Genomic DNA, 23818 nt, shown 5'->3' with positions numbered 1-23818 from the left:
GAGAGGGGAGACAATATGAAAAAAAATCGCTTATTATTTCGCATTATTATTCTACTCATTTTATGCGGTGCTGTAGGATTTACACTTTATCAAGGATATTTCACTAAAGAAGAGAAAATGCAAATCGGAAAAGAAGCACCTAATTTTGTTGTAACAGATTTAGAAGGAAAGAAAATTGAATTAAAAGATTTAAAGGGAAAAGGTGTATTTTTAAACTTTTGGGGCACTTGGTGTAAACCGTGTGAAAAAGAAATGCCTTATATGAATGAATTATATCCAAAGTATAAAGAAAAAGGAGTTGAAATTATTGCGTTAGATGCAGATGAAACAGATATTGCTGTTAAGAATTTTGTGAAACAATACGATCTTAAGTTCCCAGTCGCAATTGATAAAGGTGGAGAAATTATAAAAACGTATGGAGTAATACCATTACCAACAAGCTTCTTGATTGATAAGGATGGTAAGGTGATTCAAGAGATTAAAGGTGAACAAACGATAGAACAATTAGAGGAGTATTTAAAGAAAATTACTCCGTAATAAAGAAAGCCTTTACATACGAGGTGCATTCATATAGTGCCTCTGGTTTAAAAATTCTGAGTATTGCGGTAACTTGAGGTTAGAATATACAATAGTACATATAGATACAGGGGCGGTGAGAGTGTTGAAAGAAATTAAGTGTGAATGTGGACATGTTAATCCAATAGGAACTGTTTTTTGTGAAGCATGTGGGAAACCATTTGAAAGCAATGAAAATATAAAACTATTGGATATGCGCTATGAGGGAAGTGCTCGGAGATCTCTCACGCAAACAAAAACGATAGTCGATAAAATTTGGAGCTTTTTCTCTTCTGTAAAAGTGGGTGTATGGCTCATTGTAATTACTTTAGCTGCATCGGCGATTGGAACTATTTTTCCGCAAGAAATGTACATAACTCCAGGGATTGCACCAGCTGAATATTATAAGCAAGAATATGGATTTTTAGGGCAATTATACTATCAATTAGGATTTAATAATTTATACGGTTCGTGGTGGTATATGATTTTAATTGCTTCAATTGGTATTTCACTTGTGATATGCAGTTTAGATCGTGTCATTCCGCTTTATAAAGCCTTAAAGAAGCAAGGGGTGAAAAGACACCCTAGTTTTTTAAAGAGACAAAGATTATACGGCACTGGTACAACGCAAGATGGTGATTTGGAAAAAATCCAAATGAATTTAAAGAAAACGAACTATAACGTGAAAGTGGAAGACGGTAACATTTTAGCTGAAAAGGGACGGTTTTCACGCTGGGGTCCATATGTGAATCATATCGGTCTCATTATCTTTTTATTCGGTGCAATGCTCCGTTTTTTACCGAGTATGTACGTAGATGAAGCGCTTTGGTTACGTGATGGTGAAACGAAAGAAATACCCGGAACGGATGGACAATACTATTTAAAAAACGAGAAGTTTATAAAGGAAGTTTATGATAAAAGTAAGGACAAGGAAGTTTATGATGAAGCGATTGATCGTGTAGGCGATAAGATGATTGCGAAAAACTTCCAAACGAATGCTGTATTGTATAAAGCGGTCGGCGAAAATATAGCAGGACAAAAACCAAAATTAGAAAAAGTAAAAGAAGCGGAAATTCGAGTAAATGAGCCAATGAAATTTGATCGATTTGCTGTTTATCAAGTGGATTATAAAGAAAATGAATTTAAAAGTATGTCCTTTAACTTGCAAAACAAAGAAAATAATCAAAAGTGGGGACCGATTAAAGTTGATTTAACGAATCCTACAGAAAAATATGATTTAGGAAACGGTTATTCTTTAGAATTATTAAGCTATTTCCCTGATTTTTATTTTGATGAGAGTGGAAGACCAAATACAAAAACGAAATTACCAAACAACCCTGCATTTGTGTTTAAAATGTTTACGCCTGAAACACCAGATGGTGAAGTGAGTTTTGTTGGTATTCAGCAAAATATAGAACCTGATGGAAATAATAAATATAAAATGTCGTTTGCAGGTGTGGAAATGCAAAATGCAACAGCACTTACTGTAAGGAAAGATTTAACGCTTTGGATTCTCGGTATTGGAGGATTTATATTTATGGTTGGTGTCATTCAAGGCATGTATTGGAATCATCGCCGTATTTGGATACAACGCGTTAATGATGAATGGTGGATTGCAGGACATACGAATAAAAATTGGTTCGGTTTAAAGAAAGATATTGAAAGAGTACTAGAAGGTACAGCAATTCCGCAGCCAAGCGATAAAGTAGTAGATAAAAAAATTAGTTAAGGTGGGGAAACGATATGGTGCAAATAAGTAGTAACTTTCTCTTTACCGCATTTATTTTATATTTAATTGCAACTCTATTTTTCGGGGGAGCAATTAAAGAAAAAGGTCATAAATGGGCAAATATAGGAATAACGATTACAATTTTAGGGTTTATTGCACAAACAGTATATTTTGTTACGAGATGGATTGCATCAGGACATGCACCGGTTAGTAACTTTTTTGAATTCGGTACGTTTTTCGGCATGATGCTTGTCGGAGCATTTATTGTCATGTATTTTATGTACCGTGTAAGTATAATCGGACTATTTGCATTACCAGTTGCGCTTTTATTAATTGCCTATGCGAGTATGTTTCCGCGGGAAATATCTCCGCTTATTCCATCTTTAAAAAGTAATTGGTTACATATTCACGTAACGACTGCGGCTGCAGGACAAGCAATCTTAGCGATTAGTTTTATTACAGGCGTTATGTATTTATTGAAAAATGTAGATCAATCAAAAAGAACGAAACGTACATTTTGGTTAGAAGCGGTCGTGTTCACACTTGTTTGTACAGTTGGATTTATTGGAGTAACAACGGTATTTTCTAGTATGAAATATGAAGCGAAATTTCAATGGATTGATAAAAATGAACAACAAGTGGAGATGAAGTACAACCTTCCTGCTTTAGTTGGACCGCATGAAGGGAAGTTATTGACAGAAAATAAATTAGAGCCGACAGTTGAAGTTCCAGCGATTGTAAATGCGAAAAAATTAAATACTGTAATTTGGTCTGTGTTAGTAGGAACGTTACTTTATATTGTATTAAGACTTGTTTTACGGAAACGAGTATCAGCGGCGCTTCAGCCGTTAGTAAAGCATACGAATAGTGATTTACTAGATGAAATCGGATATCGATCTATTGCAATTGGATTCCCAGTTTTCACATTAGGTGCATTAATTTTTGCGATGATTTGGGCACAAATAGCGTGGACACGTTTTTGGGGCTGGGATCCAAAAGAAGTTTGGGCGCTTATTACTTGGCTCTTTTATGCGGCGGTATTACATTTACGTTTATCAAAAGGGTGGCATGGAGAGAAGTCAGCGTGGTTAGCGGTAATTGGTTTTGCGATCATTATGTTTAACTTTATTGTAGTAAACTTAATTATCGCGGGTTTACATTCATACGCATAGAGAAATAAAATAGGAGAGTGAATGTCACTTTCCTATTTTATTTTTGTCAACTTTTCTTCTTTTTTGAGAAAAACATGACAAAGTAGCGGTTGATTTTGTAAAATGATGTCGAGGACATTATATACTGTTCAAAAAAAATACATAGTTTTGGAAAAAAATTGAACAAACTTTATTATTCTTGTGAAGCATAATATGGGAAGCGAAACATTTAGAAGATTGCTTAAATAAACGAGAATAGCGCAACATAATAGTGTAGAAGGGTAGGTGTAAACCGTTGTCGTAAAAGTACGCAACGGGTAAAAATGGAAAATGAATCAAGAATTTTAATTGTAGACGATGAGGATCGTATTCGTCGTTTGTTGAAAATGTATTTAGAAAGAGAACAATACACAATTGAAGAAGCGGATAATGGTGATACAGCTTTAGAAATGGCGTTACAAAATGATTACGATTTGATCCTATTAGATCTTATGATGCCTGGTAAAGATGGTATTGAAGTGTGTAAAGGGGTTCGTGAGAAGAAAGCGACGCCAATTATTATGTTGACAGCGAAAGGTGAAGAAGTAAACCGAGTACAAGGGTTTGAGGTAGGAACTGATGATTATATTGTGAAACCATTTAGCCCACGTGAAGTAGTGCTTCGTGTGAAAGCGGTATTACGCCGTTCTGTACCAACAACATTCTTTACACAAGATACAACGACAAAAGATGTTACTGTGTTCCCTCATTTAACAATTGATAATGATGCACACCGTGTTACAGCAGATGGTAATGAAGTAAACTTAACACCGAAAGAGTACGAATTACTATTATTCTTAGCGAAAGCGCCTGATAAGGTATTTGATCGTGAGCAATTGTTAAAAGAAGTATGGCAATATGAATTCTTCGGAGATTTACGTACAGTTGATACGCATGTAAAGCGTTTACGTGAGAAGTTAAGCAAAAAATCACCAGATGCTGCGAAAATGATTGTTACCGTTTGGGGCGTAGGTTACAAGTTTGAGGTTGTGAACGACTGATGCTTTGGAGAAGTGTAGTAGGGAAATTATGGATGACCATATTACTTCTCGTTTCGTTTGTGCTTGGATTTGTTGCGATTTTACTTTCGCAGTACTTTAGAACGTATTATGTTGATATGAGTCAAGATAAGCTTCAAAAAGTTGCAACAAGTGTTACGCAATTAATTGAAGAGGGTGCCGATGTAAAAACGATTGAGAATGTTGCTTACAAATTCTCTGATAAACTCTCAAGAATTATTATTGTAGAAGATGGTAAGGAAATTTCTTCTTCTCCTAAGCAAGAAGGATTAGTCACTCTTACAATAGATGATTTAAAAAATGATAAAGAGTTAGCAGCTGTTTTTACAGATAAAAAGGAAATTAAGAATAACATTAGAAAAGCTTCTAATAGTAGGAAAAATATAAACACTGAAGATGATATTATGATTGTTGGGAAACCAGTGCAGTCCAAAAATCAAAGTGCTGTGTTTGTATATGAATCTTTACAAGTTCCAAAACAAGGTATGGAGAGAACGACTGATTTTATTTTCTTATCAGCAGGGATTGCGATTGTTTTAACAACGTTCTTTGCATTCTTCTTATCTACTCGAATTACAGCACCACTCCGTAAAATGCGTGAGGTTGCTTTTGAGGTGGCGCGTGGGAAGTTTGATGCGAAAGCTCCTATGGTGTCTCAGGACGAGATTGGTGAGCTTGCAACGGCCTTAAATCAAATGGGAAAACAGTTGAAGTTTAATATGAATGCTCTGCAGCAAGAAAAAGAACAGTTAGCTAGTATTTTAAGTAGTATGGCAGATGGGGTTATTACGTTAAATCAAGAAGGTGAAGTCGTTGTAATCAATCCGCCGGCTGAACATTTCTTACAAGTTTGGCAAGAAGAAAAAGAAATAGAGCTAAGTAAAAAGCTACCTTCTGAACTTGTTGAACTATTCCATCTCGTTGTAGAAAGTGAACAACAACAAGTGGTTGAAATTAACTTACAAAAAGGGAACTATGTAGTTCTTATGACGCCGCTTTACAACCAAACGAAAATTCGCGGGGCGGTAGCTGTATTGCGTGATATGACGGAAGAACGTCGTCTTGAGAAAATGCGTCAAGACTTTATTGCGAACGTATCACATGAACTCCGTACACCGATGGTAATGCTTCAAGGATATAGTGAAGCAATTTTAGATGATATTGTGCAAACGAAAGAAGAAATTAATGAGTTTGTTCAAATCATTTATGATGAATCCGTTCGTTTAGGTAAACTTGTAAATGAATTATTAGATTTAGCGCGTATGGAAAGTGGTAATGTAGAGTTACATATAGGTGAAGTTGATATTCATCCTTTCGTTGAAAAAATAGGTCGTAAATTCCAAGGAATTGCAAAGGATAAAGAAGTCGCATTAACGGTTGATTTCCAAAATCCAATTGAGCAATACCCGTTTGATGCAGATCGTATGGAACAAGTATTGACGAATTTAATTGATAACGCAATTCGTCATACGAATGCAGGCGGACATGTAACGCTTGTAATTGATACGAAAAATAATGGTCTTACTTTTGAAGTACAAGATTCGGGCGCTGGCATTCCAGAAGAAGATATTCCATTTTTATTTGATCGTTTCTATAAAGCTGATAAAGCAAGAACACGTGGGAAAAAAGGTGGAACAGGGCTCGGGCTTGCGATTGCAAAAAATATTGTGCAAGGCCATGATGGTAAAATTGCTGTTTCAAGTGTTGTTGGAGAGGGAACTACATTCTCTGTATATTTACCGAATCGTATAATTTAGATATGTGTTTTTAAAGTTGATAATGAATAAAGTTCTACTGTTTTTTATTTTTTTGTAAAATCAATTAAATAAATAATAGTAGAACTTTTTTCTATCTTAGTCGAATGAAGAATAATAAGAGGGGTGTCGTGAAGCGATGAAATTATACACGAAAACAGGAGATAAAGGTACAACAAGTGTAATAGGCGGCAGAGTGGATAAAGATAATATTAGAGTTGAAGCATATGGCACGATAGATGAGTCGAATTCTCATATTGGATATGCAATGACGAAGCTACAAGGCGGGTCTTTTGGAGATATTTACAATGAACTTGAAAATATTCAACATGAACTATTTGATTGCGGGGGAGACTTGGCGATAGTAGAGGGGAAAGCTCCTTATAAAGTAACGCTTGAAATGGTTGAAAGCTTAGAAAGAAGGATTGATTCGTATATAGAAGAAGCACCGCCGTTAGAGCGTTTTATTTTACCAGGTGGAAGCGAAGCGGCAGCTGCTATTCATATTGCACGTACAGTTGTAAGGCGAGCAGAACGATGTGTAGTGTCCTTGCAAAAAGAAGGGGAAACAAATGAAGTTGTTCTAAAGTATGTAAATAGACTATCGGATTATTTGTTTGCGGTAGCTAGAGTAATAAATGCTCGATTACAAGTAAAAGACGTGGAGTATAATCGCAGTGCAATCGTTTTTCGTGATAAAAAAGAGAAGGAAGTGGAGTGATTCACTTTCTTTTTTTGTATACTTTTTTCTGTAATATACCAAAATAGAGAAGGTATGGTGTTAATTAGAAAACGGAGGATGTATATGAAAGTGTTAAAATGTGGCGTCATGTTATTGACAGTACTGTTTTTATCTCAATTACATGTGTACGCAGAGGGAAACCAATGGACATGGCCTGTTGAAGGGCAGATAAGTGATTATTTTGGGACAAGGCATGGAAAACACTACGGTATAGATATAGCGGCACCGATTGGCGCGCCTGTGGCAGCTATTCAAGAAGGTAAGGTAACAAAGTCTTATTATTCAAGTAGTTATGGAAACGTTGTATTTATTAAACATGGAGAATATGAGGCCGTGTATGCACATTTAAATAAGAGATATGTAGTTCAAGGGGATTATATTTCAAAAGGAGGAATAATTGGAGAAGTAGGAAATACAGGAGAATCGAGAGGTGCACACTTACATTTAGAAGTTCATCAAGGAAGATGGACGATGGCGAAAAAGAATGCGATGAATCCATTGCTTGTTCTAAATGAACAGAGAAATGAAGTTGTTTCCTCATCCTTATATGTCGTCCAAAAAGGGGACACTTTAGTTAGTATTGCACGGAAATTTAGTATGTCAGTTAAGGAAGTTAAAGAAAAAAATGGACTGCAGCAAGATCGGATTTATCCAAATCAACAATTATACGTAAAGTAAAAAAAGAGCTAGTTAAACTAGCTCTTTTTTTACCAAAAAATAAAGACACATATAAATCCAGAAATAGCTAAGTAGCTATATAAGTAAAATACTTTCGTTCTTGTTTTTTCGTTCGTTCGAAATAGTACAATAGTCGGTTCAATTAAACCGATTGTCAAACAAAGTAAACCAAGAAGCATACAACCGATTGAAATGGAGTACAGGGCAATTTGTGGTGCTTGAAATGGAATCATCCATTTTAATAAAAATGCAATAAGTGCAGTGTAGCAAATGCTGCCGATGTATTTATTCAACGGTGCATTAGAACGGAACCCTGGAAGTTTTTTTAAGAAAGAGCGGGAAACAACTTCAGTTTGTAAAGATGTGTGCTTTTCAATTATTTTTTGAGCTTCTTTTCCTTTTTGGAAAAGGGATAATATCCAGTTTCGCTCACCTTGAAAAATAAATTGAGAAGTTGTCAAATAATGATCCACCTTCACTTTATTCCAACTCTTCCACTGGTGACGCTCACACAGTTTTAATTTACTCTCTGTTTTTTTATCATACTGATAAATACTGATGCCATCTTCGTCGAAAGCAGCATAGTATGTCTCACTTGAGAATGTGCCTAAATCAATTGGACAGTAGAAAAGTAATTCTTTTTTTAAGTAAAAGTATTCTTTTCTTAAGTTTTTTTTCATTACTTCTCGAATAGAGTGTCTCTTTTCTTTTTTCATGACATTTCCTCCATAATCCAGAAAATGTTCTTATCTTAACAATTCAACATCTTATCACTTTTAACTATATATGACTAGTGGATTCATAGGAGAAATGCCTAATACTAAAAAATATGGGGTGTATTGTAAAATATAGTGATTGGTTTCGGTTATATAAAATTAATAACTTATTTTTAATAAGTTACACTTTTTTTGTTCACAACATGATCATGTTGTTGTATAATGAAGTGGAAAATAGAATATCGGTCTATCTTCGGGGCAGGGTGAAAATCCCGACCGGCGGTGATGAACTATATGTGATTTTGTTCTAAGCCCGCGAGCCGTTAAGGCAGGATTTGGTGTGATTCCAAAGCCGACAGTATAGTCTGGATGGGAGAAGATGGAGGTTCAAGCGTTCAAAAAAGATATGGATTTGAACGTCTGTTTGATGTGCCTTAAATTCTCCCTTTGTGTAAAACACAAAGGGTTTTTTCGTTCTATGAAAAAATAGGCATAGCAGAACCTTTCCACTTTCCATGAGATGATCGATGGAAAAGGAGAGAGAAAGATGAAACAAAAAAACAGTGTAGTGCAGATGGTGAGTGTAGCGATGCTAAGTAGTATTGCATATTTACTGATGATGTTGGATTTCCCGTTTCCAGGGCTTCCGCCATTTTTAAAAATTGATTTTAGTGATGTACCAGCTTTAATTGCTGCGATTATTTTTGGGCCAGTTGCAGGGATAATTGTAGAGGCGATAAAGAATATTTTACATTACGGGATTCAAGGGAGTTTAACGGGAGTACCAGTTGGCGAAATTGCTAACTTTATTGCAGGATGTTTATTTATTGGACCGGCAGCTTTCTTATTTAGAAAGTATCGTACTGTTAAGAGTTTAACGACAGGATTAATGCTAGGGACAATTACAATGGCGCTCATCATGAGTGTATTAAATTACATCATTATATTCCCAGCTTACACTTGGTTTTTAAATTCACCAGCTATGTCTAGTGAGGCTATAAGAACAACGGTTGTAACGGCAATCTTACCATTTAATTTGATTAAAGGAATTGTTGTGACAATTGTATTTGTAGCGTTATTCTCACGCCTGAAAGTATGGGTGTTTGCAAAAATGAAAAATGCATAAAATATAAAAAAACCATTAGTAGTATGGAACTACTAATGGTTTTTTATTAAGTAGAATGAAAATAGAAAACAAAAAATATCCCTCATATTAATGAGGGATATTTTTTGAAGTTAATAAAAGACTATTCGAATTTTAAAGAGTCGCCGTCGAATGATTCGTCAGCAACTTTAATTGAGTCAGTTGGACAACCTTCGAATGCATCCATCATATCTTCAATTAATACATCTGGAATTTCAACGATACCTTGGTTATCGTCTAACGTTACAAATGCAATACCTTCATCATCATAATCATAAATGTCTGGTGCAGCAGCGCCGCAAGCACCACATGCGATACAAGTATCTTTATCAACGATTGTATATTTTGCCATCTTTTTTCCCTCCTGATAATATGTATGTGAAAAGCTCGCCATAAAAATTATAACCTTATTGTAAAACGGTTTTTAAAACTTTTCAACATAAAATTATAATGATAATCCTTATCAATTAGAGTGTCAACTAATTTTTGCATTATGTCACAAGATTTTCAAAATACGTAAATGTTATTTCGTTTGGTACAATATACTATATACAAGTACATAGTGCCGATATGATAAGTTTAATAATGCGATCATACTAAAAAGTAACTAAGTTAGATTGAAAGGTGGAAGCGGTAATGCAACTACAATATACAGTATTGTATTGTTTAAAACAATTGAATGGTGAAAGGACCGTTTCTTCTATTTATTATTTATTAAAAGGAAAACGATCTTCACAAACGTTACAAGATGGAAATATGTTCCGAATTTCTTTTTTGTTTGGAATATATAAATCGTTAAATAGAACAGACTATGATCGTGAAGTTGCAAAGTTGTTGCAAGCAGATTTGATTCAAGAAATACGTGAAAATACATATTTGTTAACATCTAAAGGTAAAATGCAGTTGCAAACATGGGAGGAAGTGTATGCTTTTCCCGCGCATTTACATGGTTTGCACTATGGCGAATTAGGTGAAACATTTTGGAAAAGAGTATCATTAATCATTCAAACTATATCTAATTTACAACAGAATAATACGAAGTTTATTCCCATTCAACAAGATACAGAAATAACGGTGTGGGTGAAACGCTTTTTAACAGGTATACCGTATAGGAGAAGTGAATTGGCTAAAAGATTATGGAAAGAAATACATAATCTTTTAGGAAAAGGTGATGTGGTAGAAGCGACAATTGTAACATATCGATTAACAGGATATGAACGTATCGGTTGTACATTGCAGCAATTAGCGGAAATTACGAAACAAGATATATTTCGGGTGTATTTTTTATTTTGGGGTACAATTCACTTCTTTATACAAGAAGTTCGCGATAAAGAAAATGAATTTCCACTGTTAGCGGAAATTATATCTTACCCAAATGAGAGAGCTGAATTATTTAGTTTATCAACGAAAAAAACATATAATTTTTGGAGACAAGGACGTTCTTTAGAAGAAATAGCGACAATTAGAAATTTAAAGGTTGCAACGATAGAAGATCATTTTGTTGAAATTGCTTTACGAGAAAAAGAGTTTTCAATCGAGATGTTTATGGAAAAAGATAAAATAGATAAAGTAACAAAAGTAATTGTGGCATTACAAACACGTAAGTTGCGTGAGTTGAAACAAGCGGTTGGAGAGGGGATTTCTTATTTTGAGGTCCGTCTTGTATTGGCGCGGATGGAGGTTATAAATGAAGCTTGAGGAATATTTATATAGATGGTTTGGATATTCTGAATTTCGTCCAGGGCAAAAAGGGGTAATTACAGATTTATTAGAAGGAAAAGATGTTATAGCAATGCTCCCGACTGGAAGAGGAAAGTCTATGTGCTATCAACTTCCAGGGCTAATGCAAGAAGGAACAGTACTTGTTGTATCACCATTATTATCTTTGATGGAAGATCAAGTTACACAATTAAAATATGTTGTGAAAAACCGAGTGATTGCATTTAATAGTTTTCGGACATTGCATGAAAAAAGAGAAGCGATGAAAAAATTAGCTTCATATAAATTTATTTTTGTTTCACCAGAGATGTTGCAGTCGGAAGTGTTAATAAGAGAATTGAAGAAAGTTCATATTTCATTATTTGTTGTGGATGAGGCTCATTGTATTTCACAATGGGGTTATGATTTTAGGCCAGACTATAAAAAACTAAATGTAGTCATTGGGAATATTGGGTCTCCTACGGTGCTAGCATTAACAGCAACAGCGACGAAAGATGTACTCCGAGATATAGCAGAGAGTTTAGATTTGAAGAATGTGACGCAACATGTATACTCTATTGATCGTCCAAATATTGCAATGGAAGTACAATTTGTGGATACGATAGAAGAGAAGAAAGAAGCGCTTTTGGACCAGGTGATGTATTTACAAGGGCCAGGAATTGTATATTGTTCAAGCAGAGCGTGGACAGAACGTTTAACGGAATATTTAAGAGGAAAAGGCGTGACTGGTGTCGCTTTTTATCATGGTGGTATGGAACATGAAGAGCGTATGTTAATTCAACAACAGTTTATGAATGACCAGTTGCAGCTTGTAATATGTACAAGTGCTTTTGGTATGGGAGTAAATAAGTCGAATACGAGATATATTATTCATTTCCATTATCCGACTAATATAGCTTCCTATTTACAAGAAATCGGAAGAGCTGGAAGAGATGGTGAACCGAGTATAGCTATCTTACTATGTAGTCCGTTAGATCACGATTTGCCAATTTCAATAATTGAAGATGAATTGCCGAGTCAGTCGCAAATACAATTTTTATTTTCTTTACTACAAGAAAGAATGTTTCAAACGAAAGAATTGCCAATAGAAGAGGTAGAAGAAATTTGTTATAATGCAGCAAGATTTAATGAACAATATTGGCGCTTCACCCGCTATCATCTTGAGCAGCTTGGAATCATACAACAGCGAAAATTAAAATTAGAGAGCTTGTCAGATGAAATTATGAACCGATTAATAGCTGAAGTAGAGATAAGGCTGCGTAATAAATATAGTGAGCTAGAAAACATGAAATCATGGATACAAGTGAAAGGATGTAGACGTGAATATTTGCTGCAACAGTTCGGTTATAGAAAAGAGACCGAGTTAAAAAATTGCTGTGACTATTGTAGTATTACAAAAACAGACTATAAAAAAAGACAAGCGCAACAATCGGATTTCGACTATAATTGGGAAACAGAGTTACAAAAGCTTTTCGGTCTAGAAAAGATGGGGGAATGATGAACATTCAAAGGCATAATATTGAAGATATGAGTCCGAAAGAAATAAGGCTGAATCTGTATATTACACAGTTCATTATTATCGGTATCGGTTGTTTGCTAGCATATATATTATTCCCAGATATAAAATCGGTGTATAGTCTGTGGAAATGGGAACCGGTGTCTATACTTATAATAGGTGGCTTATTAGCAATTGGTATTGTGTTATTAGATTATGTTGCAATGCGAGTGTTTCCAGAGTCTTGGTTTGATGATGGTGGTATTAACGATAGGATGTTTCAAGGAATGTCAGTTATGCATCTACTCGTTATTACGTTCATTATCGGTTTTGCAGAAGAATTTTTATTTAGAGGTGTAGTGCAGACACACTTTGGAATTATAATAGCGAGTTTAGTATTTGCAGTGTTACATATTCGGTATATAAAAAAGCCATTTTTGTTTTGTTTCGTCTGTTTCATTAGTTTTGTCTTTGGTTATGTATTTCAATGGACAGGAAATTTGTTTATAACAATCTTTGCACACTTTCTTGTTGATTTTATAATGGGACTCCAATTAAGAAAATAAATGGAAGGTGGTGGTGAACAACATGAGAAAACGAATTCCTGATTTTGAAGAGGAATTAGAAGTTGAGCGAGTGGAAGAAAAAGAAAGTTTACCGCCGCGTAGTGAAATTCATAGAAATAAAGAGAAAAAACAAAAGTTTAAAATGAATCATATTTTCGTACGAGTTTTAACATTTCTATTCATATTACTACCAATTAGTATCTTATGGTATACAGATAAATATATTCAGGTGAAAAGTGATGGTAATAACGCTGGGAAAAGTGCGTTTGAGGTCATTTTCTTTGATTCAGCTAAATCTGAATCAGGGGCACCATCTGAGAAAGTTGTAACGCATACGGTGAAAGAGGGAGAAACTTTAGAAAGTATAGCGAAGCAATATTTTTCAGATGATACTGGAATCGAAGTGATTAAAAAGTATAATGATTTACAAGAAGACGAAGTGAGTGTAGGTCAAGAAATAAAAATTCCGATAAAAGATAAGTCCGCAAAGCAGGAGAGTTAGTAACATACTTGCTATAAAAACTGAGGATTATCTTTATGAGGAGGGGAGTAAAGAATATATGATATGGATTATCTTATTAAGTACTCTCATATGTATTGGTATTATATTTCTTCTTGTAATGTATACAGAAGCGATGCGTAATACTGTGTTAGAACATACTTTAATATTTGAAGAATTTCCGAAAGGTTTTCAAAAAGTAAAGGTGTTTTTTATTTCTGATATTCATAGAAGGGTCATTTCAAGTTCGTTAATTGAACAAGTAAAAGGAAAAGTAGACCTTGTAATTATTGGCGGTGATTTAGCGGAAAGAGGCGTCCCTTTATCGAAAATCTCTGCGAATATACAAAAATTAAGAGAGATAGCTCCTGTATATTTTGTATGGGGAAATAACGATTATGAGATTGAGTATCATGAATTAGATGCTTTGTTATTAGAGAATAATGTGAAAGTTTTAGATAATACAAGAGTTGTATTTGAGTCTGAACTAGGAGAACAAATTTGTTTACTTGGTGTAGATGATGTTGGTTTGAAACGTGATCGTTTAGATTTGGCGTTGGCTGATTGCAAAGAAGATGGTTTTCGCATATTAATTAGCCATAACCCTGATATAATAAATAAAATGTCTGGAAAAGAACAAATTTCACTTGTTTTAAGTGGACATACACATGGAGGACAGATTCGATTATTCCCATCTAAAAAATATTTAAAAGGTGGCGTATATAAGCATTCAAATATGACTCTTTTTGTTAGTAATGGGTATGGAACAACGTTGATTCCACTTCGCTTCCGAGCACCTGCTCAAACACATATTATTACGTTATGCGGAGGGAAATGATGCCAACTCTAAACGGGAAATATAACATAAAAGCTGTTTCAAATATAATTGGAATTCAGCCGAGTACGCTTCGTGCATGGGAGAGACGATATCAAATTATTGCCCCAAAGCGGAATCATGCGGGACATCGATTATATACAGAAGAGCATATTCAAATTTTGAAATGGTTAATGGACAAGGTTTCTTCCGGCATGATGATTGGACAAGCAGTTCAATTATTAGAAGGGAATCGTTTGCAGCGTAGTGTTCAAAAAGAAATATATTCCGATAGAGAAGTTGTTTTAGTGGACGACTTACTACAAGCTTTGTTAAAATTTGATGAAATTACAACTTCTGCATTGTTAAACGAGGCTTTTAGTATTTATGCAACAGAAAAAGTTATAGCAAGTATTGTTCTTCAATTGTCAAATAAATTGTTAACGTTAAAAAATAATAATGAAGTTACATTGGTGCAATTCCAATATGTCGTATCATTTTTACAAACTCGTCTAGGAATGGTGTATCATAATGCATCATCATTTTCTTCTATACACAAAGTTGTCGTGTTAGAAAATAATATGTTGAAAGGGTTTGTTTTCTCAACGTATTTACGCTTAAAGGGATATGAGGTGATATATATTAGGTCAAGCTTAGCAGAAGATGGTATTTTGTTAGCTGTTGAGCAAATACAACCTACATATGTAGTAGTCTCTTTTGCTGACGGACGAGAACTTAAGAACGTGATGGACGACATGAATTTGTTGCAAGAAAAAAATGAGAACCTTTCGGTTGGGTTTATAGGAGAAATAGGTGCTCGAGATCAGCTGAACATTCAAACACGCCTAATTGGTGATACGAAAGAAGAATGGGATGATTGGTTAAAAATGTTAGAATAGTTGTTCGAAAAGAACCATCTATTTTCTATTTCATATAATAAAAATTATATTCATTGGTTACGTAGGGAGGGTATGAGATGAGGCTGGAACGATTAAATTACAATAAGATAAAAATTTTCTTAACATTTGATGATTTATCTGAACGAGGATTAACGAAAGAAGATTTGTGGAGAAATGCACCGAAAGTACAGCAATTATTTCGTGATATGATGCAGGAAGCAAATAAGGAACTAGGATTTGAAGCGGATGGTCCGATTGCAGTTGAAGTATTTTCTCTACAAGCGCAAGGAATGGTCGTAATTGTAACGAAAGAACATCAAGATGTGGATACAGATGATGAGTTCCGTGACGAGTTTATTGAAATGCAAGTGACTCTAGATGAAAGCGAGCATATACTTTATGAGTTTGCTACACTAGATGACGTAATTAACCTGTCGAATCGTTTATATAACCTTGATGTAACTGGCGGAAAACTATATACGTGGGATGGTCGTTTCTATCTTTGGATGGAAGAAGAGGAGCAAGTTCAATTACTGAAGGCAGATTTTATAGCTATTTTAGCGGAATATGGTAATCCGTCTACAGCAACTATTTATCGTCTAATGGAGTATGGTAAAGAATTAATGGCTTCTCAAGCAATTGAACAAATACACAATTACTTTGTGAAAAAACAAAACCTTAGCTAATATAACAAAGCTAAGGTTTTGTTTTTTATTTGGAAAAATCTAAAATATTGGTCTGGAAATGTCAAAACGATCAATGGTAAAGTGGGAATCATAAATACTGGGGCGTTTTTTGCTTAAAAGTATCTTCTTAAGGTGTTGTATATAAGTAAAATAAAAAATATTTAAATATTTAAGTATTTTACTTTTCTAAAAGTGATAAAAGGACTATAATGATAGTGAAAACGCTTGCAACAGAAAATAGTTTGTATATATTTGTTAGCGTTTTCTATTGCATTCCAAATTTAACGGTGTATACTAGGCAATGAAGGTTTACTAAACAAGTGAAATTACAGGGGGTTTACTTACTATGGTAGCCGAAAAGGGAACTCAAACAAAAACACAACAACAAAGGGAACAACATTTTGAATTATTGAATTCGACACAAATTGTTATTAGTGAAGCATTAGAAAAATTGGGTTATCCAAACGAAGTATATGAATTATTAAAAGAACCAATTCGTATGATGACAGTGAAAATACCAGTTCGTATGGATGACGGGACTGTTAAAATATTTACAGGATATCGTGCACAACATAATGATGCTGTTGGTCCAACGAAAGGTGGAATTCGCTTCCATCCGAATGTAACAGAAAATGAAGTGAAAGCACTTTCAATCTGGATGAGTTTAAAGTGTGGTATTGTTGATTTACCATACGGTGGAGGTAAAGGTGGAATTATTTGTGACCCACGTGAAATGTCATTCCGTGAGTTAGAAAGATTAAGCCGCGGTTATGTACGAGCAATTAGCCAAATCGTAGGACCGACAAAAGACATTCCAGCTCCAGATGTATTCACAAACTCTCAGATTATGGCATGGATGATGGATGAGTATAGCCGTATCGATGAATTTAATTCACCAGGATTTATTACAGGTAAGCCACTTGTATTAGGTGGATCACATGGACGTGAAACAGCAACAGCGAAAGGTGTAACAATTTGTATTCGTGAAGCTGCAAAAAAACGCGACATTGATATTAAAGGTGCACGCGTTGTTGTTCAAGGATTCGGTAATGCTGGAAGCTTCTTAGCTAAATTTATGCATGATGCAGGCGCGAAAGTTATTGCAATCTCGGATGCTTACGGTGCATTGCATGATCCAAACGGATTAGATATTGATTATTTATTAGACCGTCGTGATAGCTTCGGTACAGTAACAAAACTATTTAATAATACAATTTCAAACAAAGAATTGTTAGAACTTGATTGTGACATTTTAGTTCCAGCTGCAATTGAGAACCAGATTACAGAAGAAAATGCTAACAATATTAAAGCGAAAATCGTTGTTGAAGCTGCAAATGGTCCAACAACATTAGAAGCAACTAAAATTTTAACAGATCGCGGCATTTTACTTGTTCCAGACGTATTAGCAAGTGCTGGTGGTGTAACGGTATCTTACTTTGAGTGGGTACAAAATAACCAAGGTTACTACTGGACTGAAGAAGAAGTAGAACAACGTTTAGAAAAAGTAATGGTAAGATCATTTGATTCTATTTATGAAACAGCACAAGTTCGTAAAGTGAACATGCGCTTAGCGGCGTATATGGTTGGTGTTCGTAAAATGGCTGAAGCAAGTCGCTTCAGAGGTTGGGTATAATATTATATTATGAGAAAACGTGATTCCTTTCGAGGGAATCACGTTTTTTTGTTGAAGTATAAGAATGAGGTGGTGTATATGGAAAATGAAATGATGGAACGAGTAGAACAATTAGAAGAAAAAGTTAAGAGGTTAGAGGGAGAACTCGCGAGAACGACGAAAGCCCCAAAAACAAGTATCGTTCGGGTGTTCGGGGAAGGACTGCTGTTTTTAATATTTGGTGCGGTTATAGTAGGACCAATTATCGCTGTTATATTGGTAATTATTAATTGGTTTGTTGAAAAATAAAATAAAAATAAAAAAGAACGCTTGTTCTGCACGAACAAACGTGCTATACTTTCCTTAGATAAACAAAACGGAAATGATTTTAAGGAGAGATAAATGATGAAAATGACAGTAGACCAAAGATTTATGATGCCAGCAGATGTTGTAGAACGAGTGGAAGTATTAAGAAACAAACAAAGTAAGCGTGGCACATTATTACAATCAGTAAATAAATTTTTCGGATTAGATACGAAAGAAGATTGTGTTTGGTTTTACGGTTTTTATGGAGTTGCTGTAAGTATTTTATTATTTATGGTATTCACATCAAATATTTTCGATTTTCTCTTCGCGTAAGAAATATGCGATAAGGACATTGCTACCGAATACATATATAAAGAAGTAAGGTAATCTTCTGAAGTGGGAGTTGGTAGTAATGGCGATGTTTCCTATAGAGCGTAACTATATTGGGTATGGAAGTTCACGACCGGGAATTCCTCTTTCTAAAGTAAGATTTATTGTAAGTCATGATACGGGGAACCCTGGTAGCAATGCGATAGGGAATCGGGATTACTTTAATGAAATACAACCGAAAGCTTCGGCACATACATTTATAGATGATAAAACAATATTGGAAATTGTTCCTATAAATGAAGTAGCCTATCATGTTCGATATGGTGTGCCGACAGATAATGACTTATATGGTTATGATGCCAATAAGGCTGCCATTGGAGTGGAACTTTGTTATGGCGGTGATGTTAACTTTTGGGAAGCATATACCCGTTTTACGTGGTATCATGCGTATTTATGTCAAAACTTCGGCTTGAATCCGAAAAAAGATATCGTATCACATAAAACACTTGACCCAGCTAGAAAGATTGATCCTGAAAATGTATTAGGGAAACAAGGTATTAAATTTCAGCAGTTTTTAGCAGATGTCTATCGGATGTACGTTTCGTTTAGATGACAAATATATGAAAAATGAATACAATAAAGATAGGTGCCTACTGCTGTAAGTAGGTTTTTTCTTGTTTTTATAAATAGCGTATTGGTAGAAGACTAGGAGTGAGCTGAGTATGCAGAAAGAAACAGCTATCATAATTGGAGGCGGTCCGTGCGGATTAGCAGCAGCAATTTCGTTGCAAAAGGTAGGGATAAACCCGTTAGTAATTGAAAAAGGAAACATTGTAAATGCGATTTATAATTATCCAACACATCAAACATTTTTCTCTTCTAGTGAAAAATTAGAAATTGGTGATGTAGCTTTTATTACAGAAAATCGTAAGCCTGTTCGAAATCAAGCGCTTGCGTATTATCGTGAAGTAGTAAAGCGTAAATCTGTACGTGTAAATGCTTTTGAGCGAGTGGAGAAAGTTCAAAAGGATGGAGACGTTTTTCAAGTTGAAACGACAAAGCGTGACGGAAGTAAAGAAATATATATAGCGAAATATATTGTTGTAGCAACTGGATATTATGACAATCCAAATTATATGAATGTTCCAGGTGAGGAATTGAAGAAAGTAGCTCACTATTTTAAAGAGGGACATCCTTATTTTGATCGAGATGTAGTAGTTATAGGTGGGAAAAACTCGAGTGTAGATGCGGCGTTAGAACTTGTTAAAGCCGGTGCGCGTGTAACAGTTTTATATCGCGGAAGTGAGTACTCTCCGAGCATTAAGCCGTGGATTTTGCCGGAGTTTGAGGCATTAGTACGAAGTGGCACAGTTCAAATGCATTTCGGGGCTCACGTGAAAGAAGTTACTGAACATACATTAACGTTTACAGTTGATGATGAGGCATATACAATCCAAAATGATTTTGTATTTGCGATGACTGGTTACCATCCTGATCATAGTTTCTTAACGAGGATGGGTGTTCGGATTGATGAGGAAACAGGACGCCCGATTTATACAGAGGATACAATGGAAACGAACGCTGAAAATATTTTTATTGCAGGTGTAATTGCTGCTGGAAATAATGCAAATGAAATATTTATTGAGAACGGTCGATTTCATGGGGATGCGATTGCGCAAACCATTGCAACGAGAGAAATGTAAAAAGAAGCTGTCGAAATAAACTTCGACAGCTTCTTTTTTAATCGTGCATAAACATATTTTGGATTGATTCATGAGAAGTTGTATTCTCTAATGCAACTAATAATTTAATGCGTGCTTTTTGAGCATTTAAACCGTATGTGAATACAATACCCATATCTTTTAATTGCTTGCCGCCACCTTCATATGAATATACATCTTGAACGATGCCGTTGAAACAACGAGAAACTAATACGACAGGAATTCCTTTGTTTATTAATCGTTCTAGACTAGGAAGTGTTCTTGGAGGTAAATTACCTTGTCCAAGTGCTTCAATAACAATCCCGTCTACTGGAAGATTTTCAATTGCTGCTAACAATGTATCGTCCATACCAGCGTATGCTTTTAGAACAACTACGTTTTTAGAAACTTTATTTACTGAATATGTTTCGTGATGTACTAAGGCGTGATGGAATACAACTCCGCGCTTTGTTACCATACCGATTGGTCCATACTGTGGACTCTGGAATGTGGCCACGTTACTTGTATGTGTTTTTGTTACATTTGTAGCGCAATGAATTTCGTCGTTTAATACGACTAGAACACCTTTTTCAGCTGCTTCACTACAGCTAGCGACTTTTACAGCCGATAAGAAGTTATATAGACCATCAGCGCCTAATTCATTACTAGAACGCATTGCGCCTGTTACAACGATTGGAATAGTTGCTTGTACTGTTAAATCTAAGAAATAGGCTGTTTCTTCTAATGTATCCGTACCATGCGTAATGACTACGCCATGAATGTTGTCTTGTTTTACTCTTTCATCGATGATGACTTGTAATTGTAACATTTCGCTCGGTGTCATATGAGGAGATGGTAGATGGAACACGTCTTCAACGATTAAATCAACATCGCCTTCTAAATCAGGAATAAATTTTAAAAGAGGATTTTTTTCACCTGGTTGTACGACCCCAGTTTCTTTATCTTCCTCCATTGCAATTGTTCCACCTGTGTGTAAAACTAGGATTCTTTTCAATGCTTATACCCCTTTCAAGTAAAAAAATACATTTAGAACATAACATGTTTTGAGTAAATTCGACAATGGAAATGTATAAAAGTATGCCTCGAAAATGACAATAAAATTAACTGCTATATGTACGATGTGTAAAACCACGAAACGGAAAGTGTAAATATAGGATAGGAGGGAGCAATTACGTTGAAAAAGGTGGAGCAAATTATTATTCGTATATTAGTAATACAATTCATTTGTCTTTCGGTTGTGCAATTGTTATTTATACATAAGTCATCAGTGAAATATTTATCTAAAATTGTTTATTATGAAGGTGTCATGGTAAAAAACAAAGTAGAAACCTTACAGGTGAATAGGTAGTTTTCATTTTCTTCTATGAAGGATTATGCTACAATAATTGAGGATTTAATGACGTGAAGCAAATGAGAAGAAGCAGGAGAATACCTGCTTTTCGTTTTGTTTTATAAGTGAAAAAATGAGGTGTTACAATGGATAAACGAATTTCAATTGCTATAGATGGTCCAGCAGCTGCTGGAAAAAGTACAGTTGCGAAAGTAGTAGCGAAGAAACTTTCTTACGTTTATATTGATACAGGCGCAATGTATCGTGCGATTACATATGCAGCCCTTGAGCAAAAAGTGGACATTGAAAATGAAGAGCAGTTAATGGAAGTTGTAAAAAATGTGAATATTGAGTTTCAGCAAGGTGAAAATACACAACTTGTATTTTTAAATGGACAAGATGTTTCTGAAGTAATTCGTACACCTGATGTGACGAATCGAGTATCTATTGTGGCAAAACATCGTCTTGTTCGAGAAGAAATGGTACGTCGTCAACAAGAGTTAGCGGAAAAAGGCGGCGTTGTAATGGATGGCCGTGATATTGGTACACATGTGTTACCGGATGCTGAAGTGAAGATCTTTATGCTTGCTTCTGTTGAAGAAAGAGCAGAAAGAAGACATTTAGAAAATATGAATAAAGGTTTCGATTCTAATTTAGAGCAGTTAAAAGAAGAAATTGCTCAGCGTGATAAATTAGATTCAGAACGCGAAGTTTCTCCTCTAAAAAAAGCTGATGATGCATTGGAATTAGATACAACTTCTTTATCAATTGAAGAAGTTGTCCAAAAAATTATGAGTATTGTTTCAGGAGTGTTTGCGAAATAAAGAAAGGGGATAGCCTCTTTCTTTTTTGTTTGTATAGAAATGTAAAGGATACGTGAATTGTGAACCTCTTTCCTTGACAAATGATCGGATTTGTAAGAAGTTAGTAAAAGAGGGATAAAACTTTCAGAATATATTCGCTATTATATTTCAAAACATACTTTCTTCAAGATGATTTTGCTGTATACTATTTATATAGGTTTAATATATTTTCTAGTGAAATGTATGAAAACTGAGTATGTGATGATAAATTCTTAAACATGCAAATGAAAACATTCGTTTTCATTTCGTATATACATAAAAAATGCTTTGTCAATTCTGTAGGGAGGTATTTCCATGGTAGAGAAAATGAATGAAGAAGTTATGGATTCAAAAGAATTACAAGTTGGTGACGTTGTTACAGGTTCTGTAACGAAGGTTGAAGAGAAACAAGTGCTTGTAAATGTTGGATACAAAACAGATGGCGTAATTCCAATTAGTGAATTAGCTAACGTTCATATTGAAAAAGCAAGCGATGTAGTAGAATTAGATCAAACACTAGAATTAAAGGTTATTAAATTAGAAGAGGATGATCTTGTCTTATCTAAACGTGCTGTTGATGCAGAAAAGGCATGGGTAGAATTACAAGAGAAATTTACTTCTGGTCATGTATTTGATGTGACTGTAAAAGATATCGTGAATGGTGGATTAGTTGTGGACCTTGGTGTTCGTGGTTTTATCCCAGCTTCACTTGTAGAAGTACATTATGTAGAAGATTTTACTGACTATAAAGGCAAAACATTAGCCGTGAAAATTGTTGAATTAGACCGCGAAAAAAATCGTGTAATCCTTTCGCATAAAGCAGTAGTAGAATTAGAGCTAGATTCTAAGAAAAAAGAAGCAATCTCTTCATTAAAAGAAGGCGACGTTGTTGAAGGAACAGTACAACGATTAACTGATTTTGGTGCTTTCGTAAATGTTGGTGGTGTGGACGGTTTAGTTCATATTTCACAAATTTCACACGAACGTGTAGAGCAACCTTCTGAAGTGTTAGAGCAAGGGCAAAAGGTAAAGGTAAAGGTGTTATCTGTTGATGCTGATACACAACGTATTTCTTTATCAATTAAAGCAGCTCAACCAGGACCTTGGGAAAATGTTGCTGGCGAACTAAAAGCTGGAGATATTCGTGAGGGAGTAGTAAAACGTCTTGTTACATTCGGTGCATTCGTTGAAGTTTTACCTGGCGTTGAAGGTCTTGTGCACGTATCTCAAATTGCAAATCGTCACGTGAAAAATCCAAGTGAAGTATTGGAAATGGGACAGGAAGTAAAAGTGAAAGTGCTTGAAGTCCATGTAGCAGAGAAACGTATTTCTTTAAGTATAAAAGAAGCGCTTGAGGAAAATAATGTAATTGAAGATTACAGTCAGTATGAACCAAATGCTGATTCTGCTACTTTCCAATTAAGTGATATTATTGGTGAACAACTGAAAAAATTAAAGAAATAAAGAGGGGT

At 35.0% G+C, this 23818-nt stretch carries 26 protein-coding genes and 1 riboswitch; of the genes, 23 read left to right on the top strand and 3 right to left on the bottom strand.

Translation table 11 applies throughout. The annotated features are described in order from the left end of the window. Positions 1–15 precede the first annotated feature (15 nt). From resA to AABL52_RS19475, 7 genes are all read left to right on the top strand, one after another. Positions 16–537: a thiol-disulfide oxidoreductase ResA gene (gene resA / locus AABL52_RS19505; RefSeq protein ID WP_097845513.1), complete on the top strand. Its 522-nt coding sequence runs from the start codon at positions 16–18 to the stop codon at positions 535–537. Between the two features lie 121 nt (positions 538–658). Continuing rightward, entirely contained in the window at positions 659–2284 is a 1626-nt protein-coding gene (resB, locus tag AABL52_RS19500) for a cytochrome c biogenesis protein ResB (RefSeq protein WP_098258219.1), read from the top strand. A 14-nt stretch (positions 2285–2298) separates the two neighbouring features. Further along, positions 2299–3456, top strand: a complete 1158-nt coding sequence (resC, locus tag AABL52_RS19495; RefSeq protein ID WP_000250070.1) for a cytochrome c biogenesis protein ResC — start codon at positions 2299–2301, stop codon at positions 3454–3456. A 302-nt stretch (positions 3457–3758) separates the two neighbouring features. Next, positions 3759–4475: a DNA-binding response regulator ResD gene (gene resD, locus AABL52_RS19490; protein ID WP_000426862.1), complete on the top strand. Its 717-nt coding sequence runs from the start codon at positions 3759–3761 to the stop codon at positions 4473–4475. Beyond that, on the top strand, positions 4475–6250 hold the full coding sequence (resE, locus tag AABL52_RS19485; RefSeq protein WP_341518226.1) for a sensor histidine kinase ResE: 1776 nt from the start codon (positions 4475–4477) through the stop codon (positions 6248–6250). The genes resD and resE overlap by 1 nt, the downstream gene beginning before the upstream one ends. Positions 6251–6386: 136 nt before the next feature. After that, positions 6387–6968, top strand: a complete 582-nt coding sequence (locus AABL52_RS19480; RefSeq protein WP_341518225.1) for a cob(I)yrinic acid a,c-diamide adenosyltransferase — start codon at positions 6387–6389, stop codon at positions 6966–6968. Between the two features lie 84 nt (positions 6969–7052). Continuing rightward, the gene (locus tag AABL52_RS19475; RefSeq protein WP_341518224.1) at positions 7053–7667 is read left to right on the top strand and encodes a peptidoglycan DD-metalloendopeptidase family protein; all 615 of its coding nucleotides are present in this window, start codon (positions 7053–7055) and stop codon (positions 7665–7667) included. Between the two features lie 29 nt (positions 7668–7696). Here the strand turns inward: AABL52_RS19475 and AABL52_RS19470 are convergent, their stop codons facing one another. Further along, the gene (locus tag AABL52_RS19470; protein WP_098237435.1) at positions 7697–8383 is read right to left on the bottom strand and encodes a hypothetical protein; all 687 of its coding nucleotides are present in this window, start codon (positions 8381–8383) and stop codon (positions 7697–7699) included. A gap of 245 nt (positions 8384–8628) precedes the next feature. Then, a riboswitch (FMN riboswitch) is annotated at positions 8629–8768 on the top strand. Positions 8769–8930: 162 nt separating this feature from the next. Between AABL52_RS19470 and AABL52_RS19465 the strand changes: the two genes are divergently transcribed. Then, on the top strand, positions 8931–9509 hold the full coding sequence (locus tag AABL52_RS19465) for an ECF transporter S component (protein ID WP_000810851.1): 579 nt from the start codon (positions 8931–8933) through the stop codon (positions 9507–9509). A gap of 121 nt (positions 9510–9630) precedes the next feature. On the opposite strand, the gene AABL52_RS19460 is transcribed toward AABL52_RS19465, so the two are convergent. Continuing rightward, complete coding sequence (locus AABL52_RS19460; RefSeq protein WP_001151994.1) at positions 9631–9879, bottom strand: ferredoxin; 249 nt, start codon at positions 9877–9879, stop codon at positions 9631–9633. Positions 9880–10163: 284 nt separating this feature from the next. On the opposite strand from AABL52_RS19460, the gene AABL52_RS19455 reads away from it, so the two are divergent. The 12 genes from AABL52_RS19455 to AABL52_RS19400 all read left to right on the top strand — a co-directional run bounded on the left by AABL52_RS19455 (position 10164) and on the right by AABL52_RS19400 (position 20156). Continuing rightward, the gene (locus AABL52_RS19455) at positions 10164–11225 is read left to right on the top strand and encodes a helix-turn-helix domain-containing protein (RefSeq protein ID WP_341518223.1); all 1062 of its coding nucleotides are present in this window, start codon (positions 10164–10166) and stop codon (positions 11223–11225) included. Next, a complete protein-coding gene (locus AABL52_RS19450) occupies positions 11215–12744 on the top strand; it encodes a RecQ family ATP-dependent DNA helicase (protein ID WP_098258214.1) in 1530 nt (509 codons plus the stop codon). The genes AABL52_RS19455 and AABL52_RS19450 overlap by 11 nt, the downstream gene beginning before the upstream one ends. After that, positions 12744–13307 carry a CPBP family intramembrane glutamic endopeptidase gene (locus AABL52_RS19445; RefSeq protein WP_001025761.1) on the top strand — a complete coding sequence of 188 codons (564 nt, stop codon included), beginning with the start codon at positions 12744–12746 and terminating at the stop codon, positions 13305–13307. The genes AABL52_RS19450 and AABL52_RS19445 overlap by 1 nt, the downstream gene beginning before the upstream one ends. Positions 13308–13329: 22 nt before the next feature. Continuing rightward, entirely contained in the window at positions 13330–13809 is a 480-nt protein-coding gene (locus tag AABL52_RS19440; RefSeq protein ID WP_001231558.1) for a LysM peptidoglycan-binding domain-containing protein, read from the top strand. Between the two features lie 58 nt (positions 13810–13867). Beyond that, positions 13868–14644 carry a metallophosphoesterase gene (locus AABL52_RS19435; protein ID WP_000637809.1) on the top strand — a complete coding sequence of 259 codons (777 nt, stop codon included), beginning with the start codon at positions 13868–13870 and terminating at the stop codon, positions 14642–14644. Then, positions 14644–15519, top strand: a complete 876-nt coding sequence (locus tag AABL52_RS19430) for a MerR family transcriptional regulator (RefSeq protein ID WP_341518222.1) — start codon at positions 14644–14646, stop codon at positions 15517–15519. The genes AABL52_RS19435 and AABL52_RS19430 overlap by 1 nt, the downstream gene beginning before the upstream one ends. A 77-nt stretch (positions 15520–15596) precedes the next feature. Then, positions 15597–16205, top strand: coding sequence for a genetic competence negative regulator (locus tag AABL52_RS19425; RefSeq protein ID WP_001235391.1), 609 nt, complete (start codon positions 15597–15599; stop codon positions 16203–16205). A 346-nt stretch (positions 16206–16551) separates the two neighbouring features. After that, entirely contained in the window at positions 16552–17838 is a 1287-nt protein-coding gene (gene gudB, locus AABL52_RS19420) for an NAD-specific glutamate dehydrogenase (protein ID WP_000225171.1), read from the top strand. Between the two features lie 78 nt (positions 17839–17916). After that, positions 17917–18126, top strand: coding sequence for a hypothetical protein (locus AABL52_RS19415; RefSeq protein WP_061677815.1), 210 nt, complete (start codon positions 17917–17919; stop codon positions 18124–18126). 93 nt (positions 18127–18219) lie between these two features. Next, positions 18220–18456: a DUF3961 domain-containing protein gene (locus AABL52_RS19410; RefSeq protein WP_001983018.1), complete on the top strand. Its 237-nt coding sequence runs from the start codon at positions 18220–18222 to the stop codon at positions 18454–18456. 79 nt (positions 18457–18535) lie between these two features. Continuing rightward, entirely contained in the window at positions 18536–19066 is a 531-nt protein-coding gene (locus AABL52_RS19405; RefSeq protein ID WP_001240648.1) for a peptidoglycan recognition protein family protein, read from the top strand. A gap of 109 nt (positions 19067–19175) precedes the next feature. Further along, positions 19176–20156 carry a YpdA family putative bacillithiol disulfide reductase gene (locus AABL52_RS19400; protein ID WP_341518221.1) on the top strand — a complete coding sequence of 327 codons (981 nt, stop codon included), beginning with the start codon at positions 19176–19178 and terminating at the stop codon, positions 20154–20156. A 37-nt stretch (positions 20157–20193) separates the two neighbouring features. Here AABL52_RS19400 and ansA read toward each other — a convergent pair whose 3' ends face one another. Next, a complete protein-coding gene (gene ansA, locus AABL52_RS19395; protein WP_071721983.1) occupies positions 20194–21168 on the bottom strand; it encodes an asparaginase in 975 nt (324 codons plus the stop codon). A 180-nt stretch (positions 21169–21348) separates the two neighbouring features. On the opposite strand from ansA, the gene AABL52_RS19390 reads away from it, so the two are divergent. The 3 genes from AABL52_RS19390 (at position 21349) to rpsA (ending at position 23810) form a co-directional block, all read left to right on the top strand. Continuing rightward, positions 21349–21522, top strand: a complete 174-nt coding sequence (locus AABL52_RS19390; protein ID WP_088029087.1) for a YpfB family protein — start codon at positions 21349–21351, stop codon at positions 21520–21522. A 128-nt stretch (positions 21523–21650) separates the two neighbouring features. Continuing rightward, positions 21651–22328, top strand: coding sequence for a (d)CMP kinase (cmk, locus tag AABL52_RS19385; protein ID WP_000361261.1), 678 nt, complete (start codon positions 21651–21653; stop codon positions 22326–22328). A gap of 333 nt (positions 22329–22661) precedes the next feature. After that, positions 22662–23810, top strand: a complete 1149-nt coding sequence (gene rpsA, locus AABL52_RS19380) for a 30S ribosomal protein S1 (RefSeq protein WP_000229568.1) — start codon at positions 22662–22664, stop codon at positions 23808–23810. The last annotated feature ends 8 nt before the right edge of the window (positions 23811–23818 follow it).

It is taken from the genome of Bacillus paramobilis (assembly GCF_038096195.1).
Lineage (GTDB): Bacteria > Bacillota > Bacilli > Bacillales > Bacillaceae_G > Bacillus_A > Bacillus_A mobilis.
This window is presented reverse-complemented; position numbering and strand designations above follow the sequence as displayed.

Coding starts and splice junctions, on each gene's coding strand:
- resA (WP_097845513.1), top strand. CDS start 16: ATGAAAAAAAATCGCTTATTATTTCGCATTATTATTCTACTCATTTTA.
- resC (WP_000250070.1), top strand. CDS start 2,299: ATGGTGCAAATAAGTAGTAACTTTCTCTTTACCGCATTTATTTTATAT.
- resD (WP_000426862.1), top strand. CDS start 3,759: ATGGAAAATGAATCAAGAATTTTAATTGTAGACGATGAGGATCGTATT.
- resE (WP_341518226.1), top strand. CDS start 4,475: ATGCTTTGGAGAAGTGTAGTAGGGAAATTATGGATGACCATATTACTT.
- AABL52_RS19480 (WP_341518225.1), top strand. CDS start 6,387: ATGAAATTATACACGAAAACAGGAGATAAAGGTACAACAAGTGTAATA.
- AABL52_RS19475 (WP_341518224.1), top strand. CDS start 7,053: ATGAAAGTGTTAAAATGTGGCGTCATGTTATTGACAGTACTGTTTTTA.
- AABL52_RS19470 (WP_098237435.1), bottom strand. CDS start 8,383: ATGAAAAAAGAAAAGAGACACTCTATTCGAGAAGTAATGAAAAAAAAC.
- AABL52_RS19465 (WP_000810851.1), top strand. CDS start 8,931: ATGAAACAAAAAAACAGTGTAGTGCAGATGGTGAGTGTAGCGATGCTA.
- AABL52_RS19460 (WP_001151994.1), bottom strand. CDS start 9,879: ATGGCAAAATATACAATCGTTGATAAAGATACTTGTATCGCATGTGGT.
- AABL52_RS19455 (WP_341518223.1), top strand. CDS start 10,164: ATGCAACTACAATATACAGTATTGTATTGTTTAAAACAATTGAATGGT.
- AABL52_RS19450 (WP_098258214.1), top strand. CDS start 11,215: ATGAAGCTTGAGGAATATTTATATAGATGGTTTGGATATTCTGAATTT.
- AABL52_RS19445 (WP_001025761.1), top strand. CDS start 12,744: ATGAACATTCAAAGGCATAATATTGAAGATATGAGTCCGAAAGAAATA.
- AABL52_RS19440 (WP_001231558.1), top strand. CDS start 13,330: ATGAGAAAACGAATTCCTGATTTTGAAGAGGAATTAGAAGTTGAGCGA.
- AABL52_RS19435 (WP_000637809.1), top strand. CDS start 13,868: ATGATATGGATTATCTTATTAAGTACTCTCATATGTATTGGTATTATA.
- AABL52_RS19430 (WP_341518222.1), top strand. CDS start 14,644: ATGCCAACTCTAAACGGGAAATATAACATAAAAGCTGTTTCAAATATA.
- AABL52_RS19425 (WP_001235391.1), top strand. CDS start 15,597: ATGAGGCTGGAACGATTAAATTACAATAAGATAAAAATTTTCTTAACA.
- gudB (WP_000225171.1), top strand. CDS start 16,552: ATGGTAGCCGAAAAGGGAACTCAAACAAAAACACAACAACAAAGGGAA.
- AABL52_RS19415 (WP_061677815.1), top strand. CDS start 17,917: ATGGAAAATGAAATGATGGAACGAGTAGAACAATTAGAAGAAAAAGTT.
- AABL52_RS19410 (WP_001983018.1), top strand. CDS start 18,220: ATGATGAAAATGACAGTAGACCAAAGATTTATGATGCCAGCAGATGTT.
- AABL52_RS19405 (WP_001240648.1), top strand. CDS start 18,536: ATGGCGATGTTTCCTATAGAGCGTAACTATATTGGGTATGGAAGTTCA.
- AABL52_RS19400 (WP_341518221.1), top strand. CDS start 19,176: ATGCAGAAAGAAACAGCTATCATAATTGGAGGCGGTCCGTGCGGATTA.
- cmk (WP_000361261.1), top strand. CDS start 21,651: ATGGATAAACGAATTTCAATTGCTATAGATGGTCCAGCAGCTGCTGGA.
- rpsA (WP_000229568.1), top strand. CDS start 22,662: ATGGTAGAGAAAATGAATGAAGAAGTTATGGATTCAAAAGAATTACAA.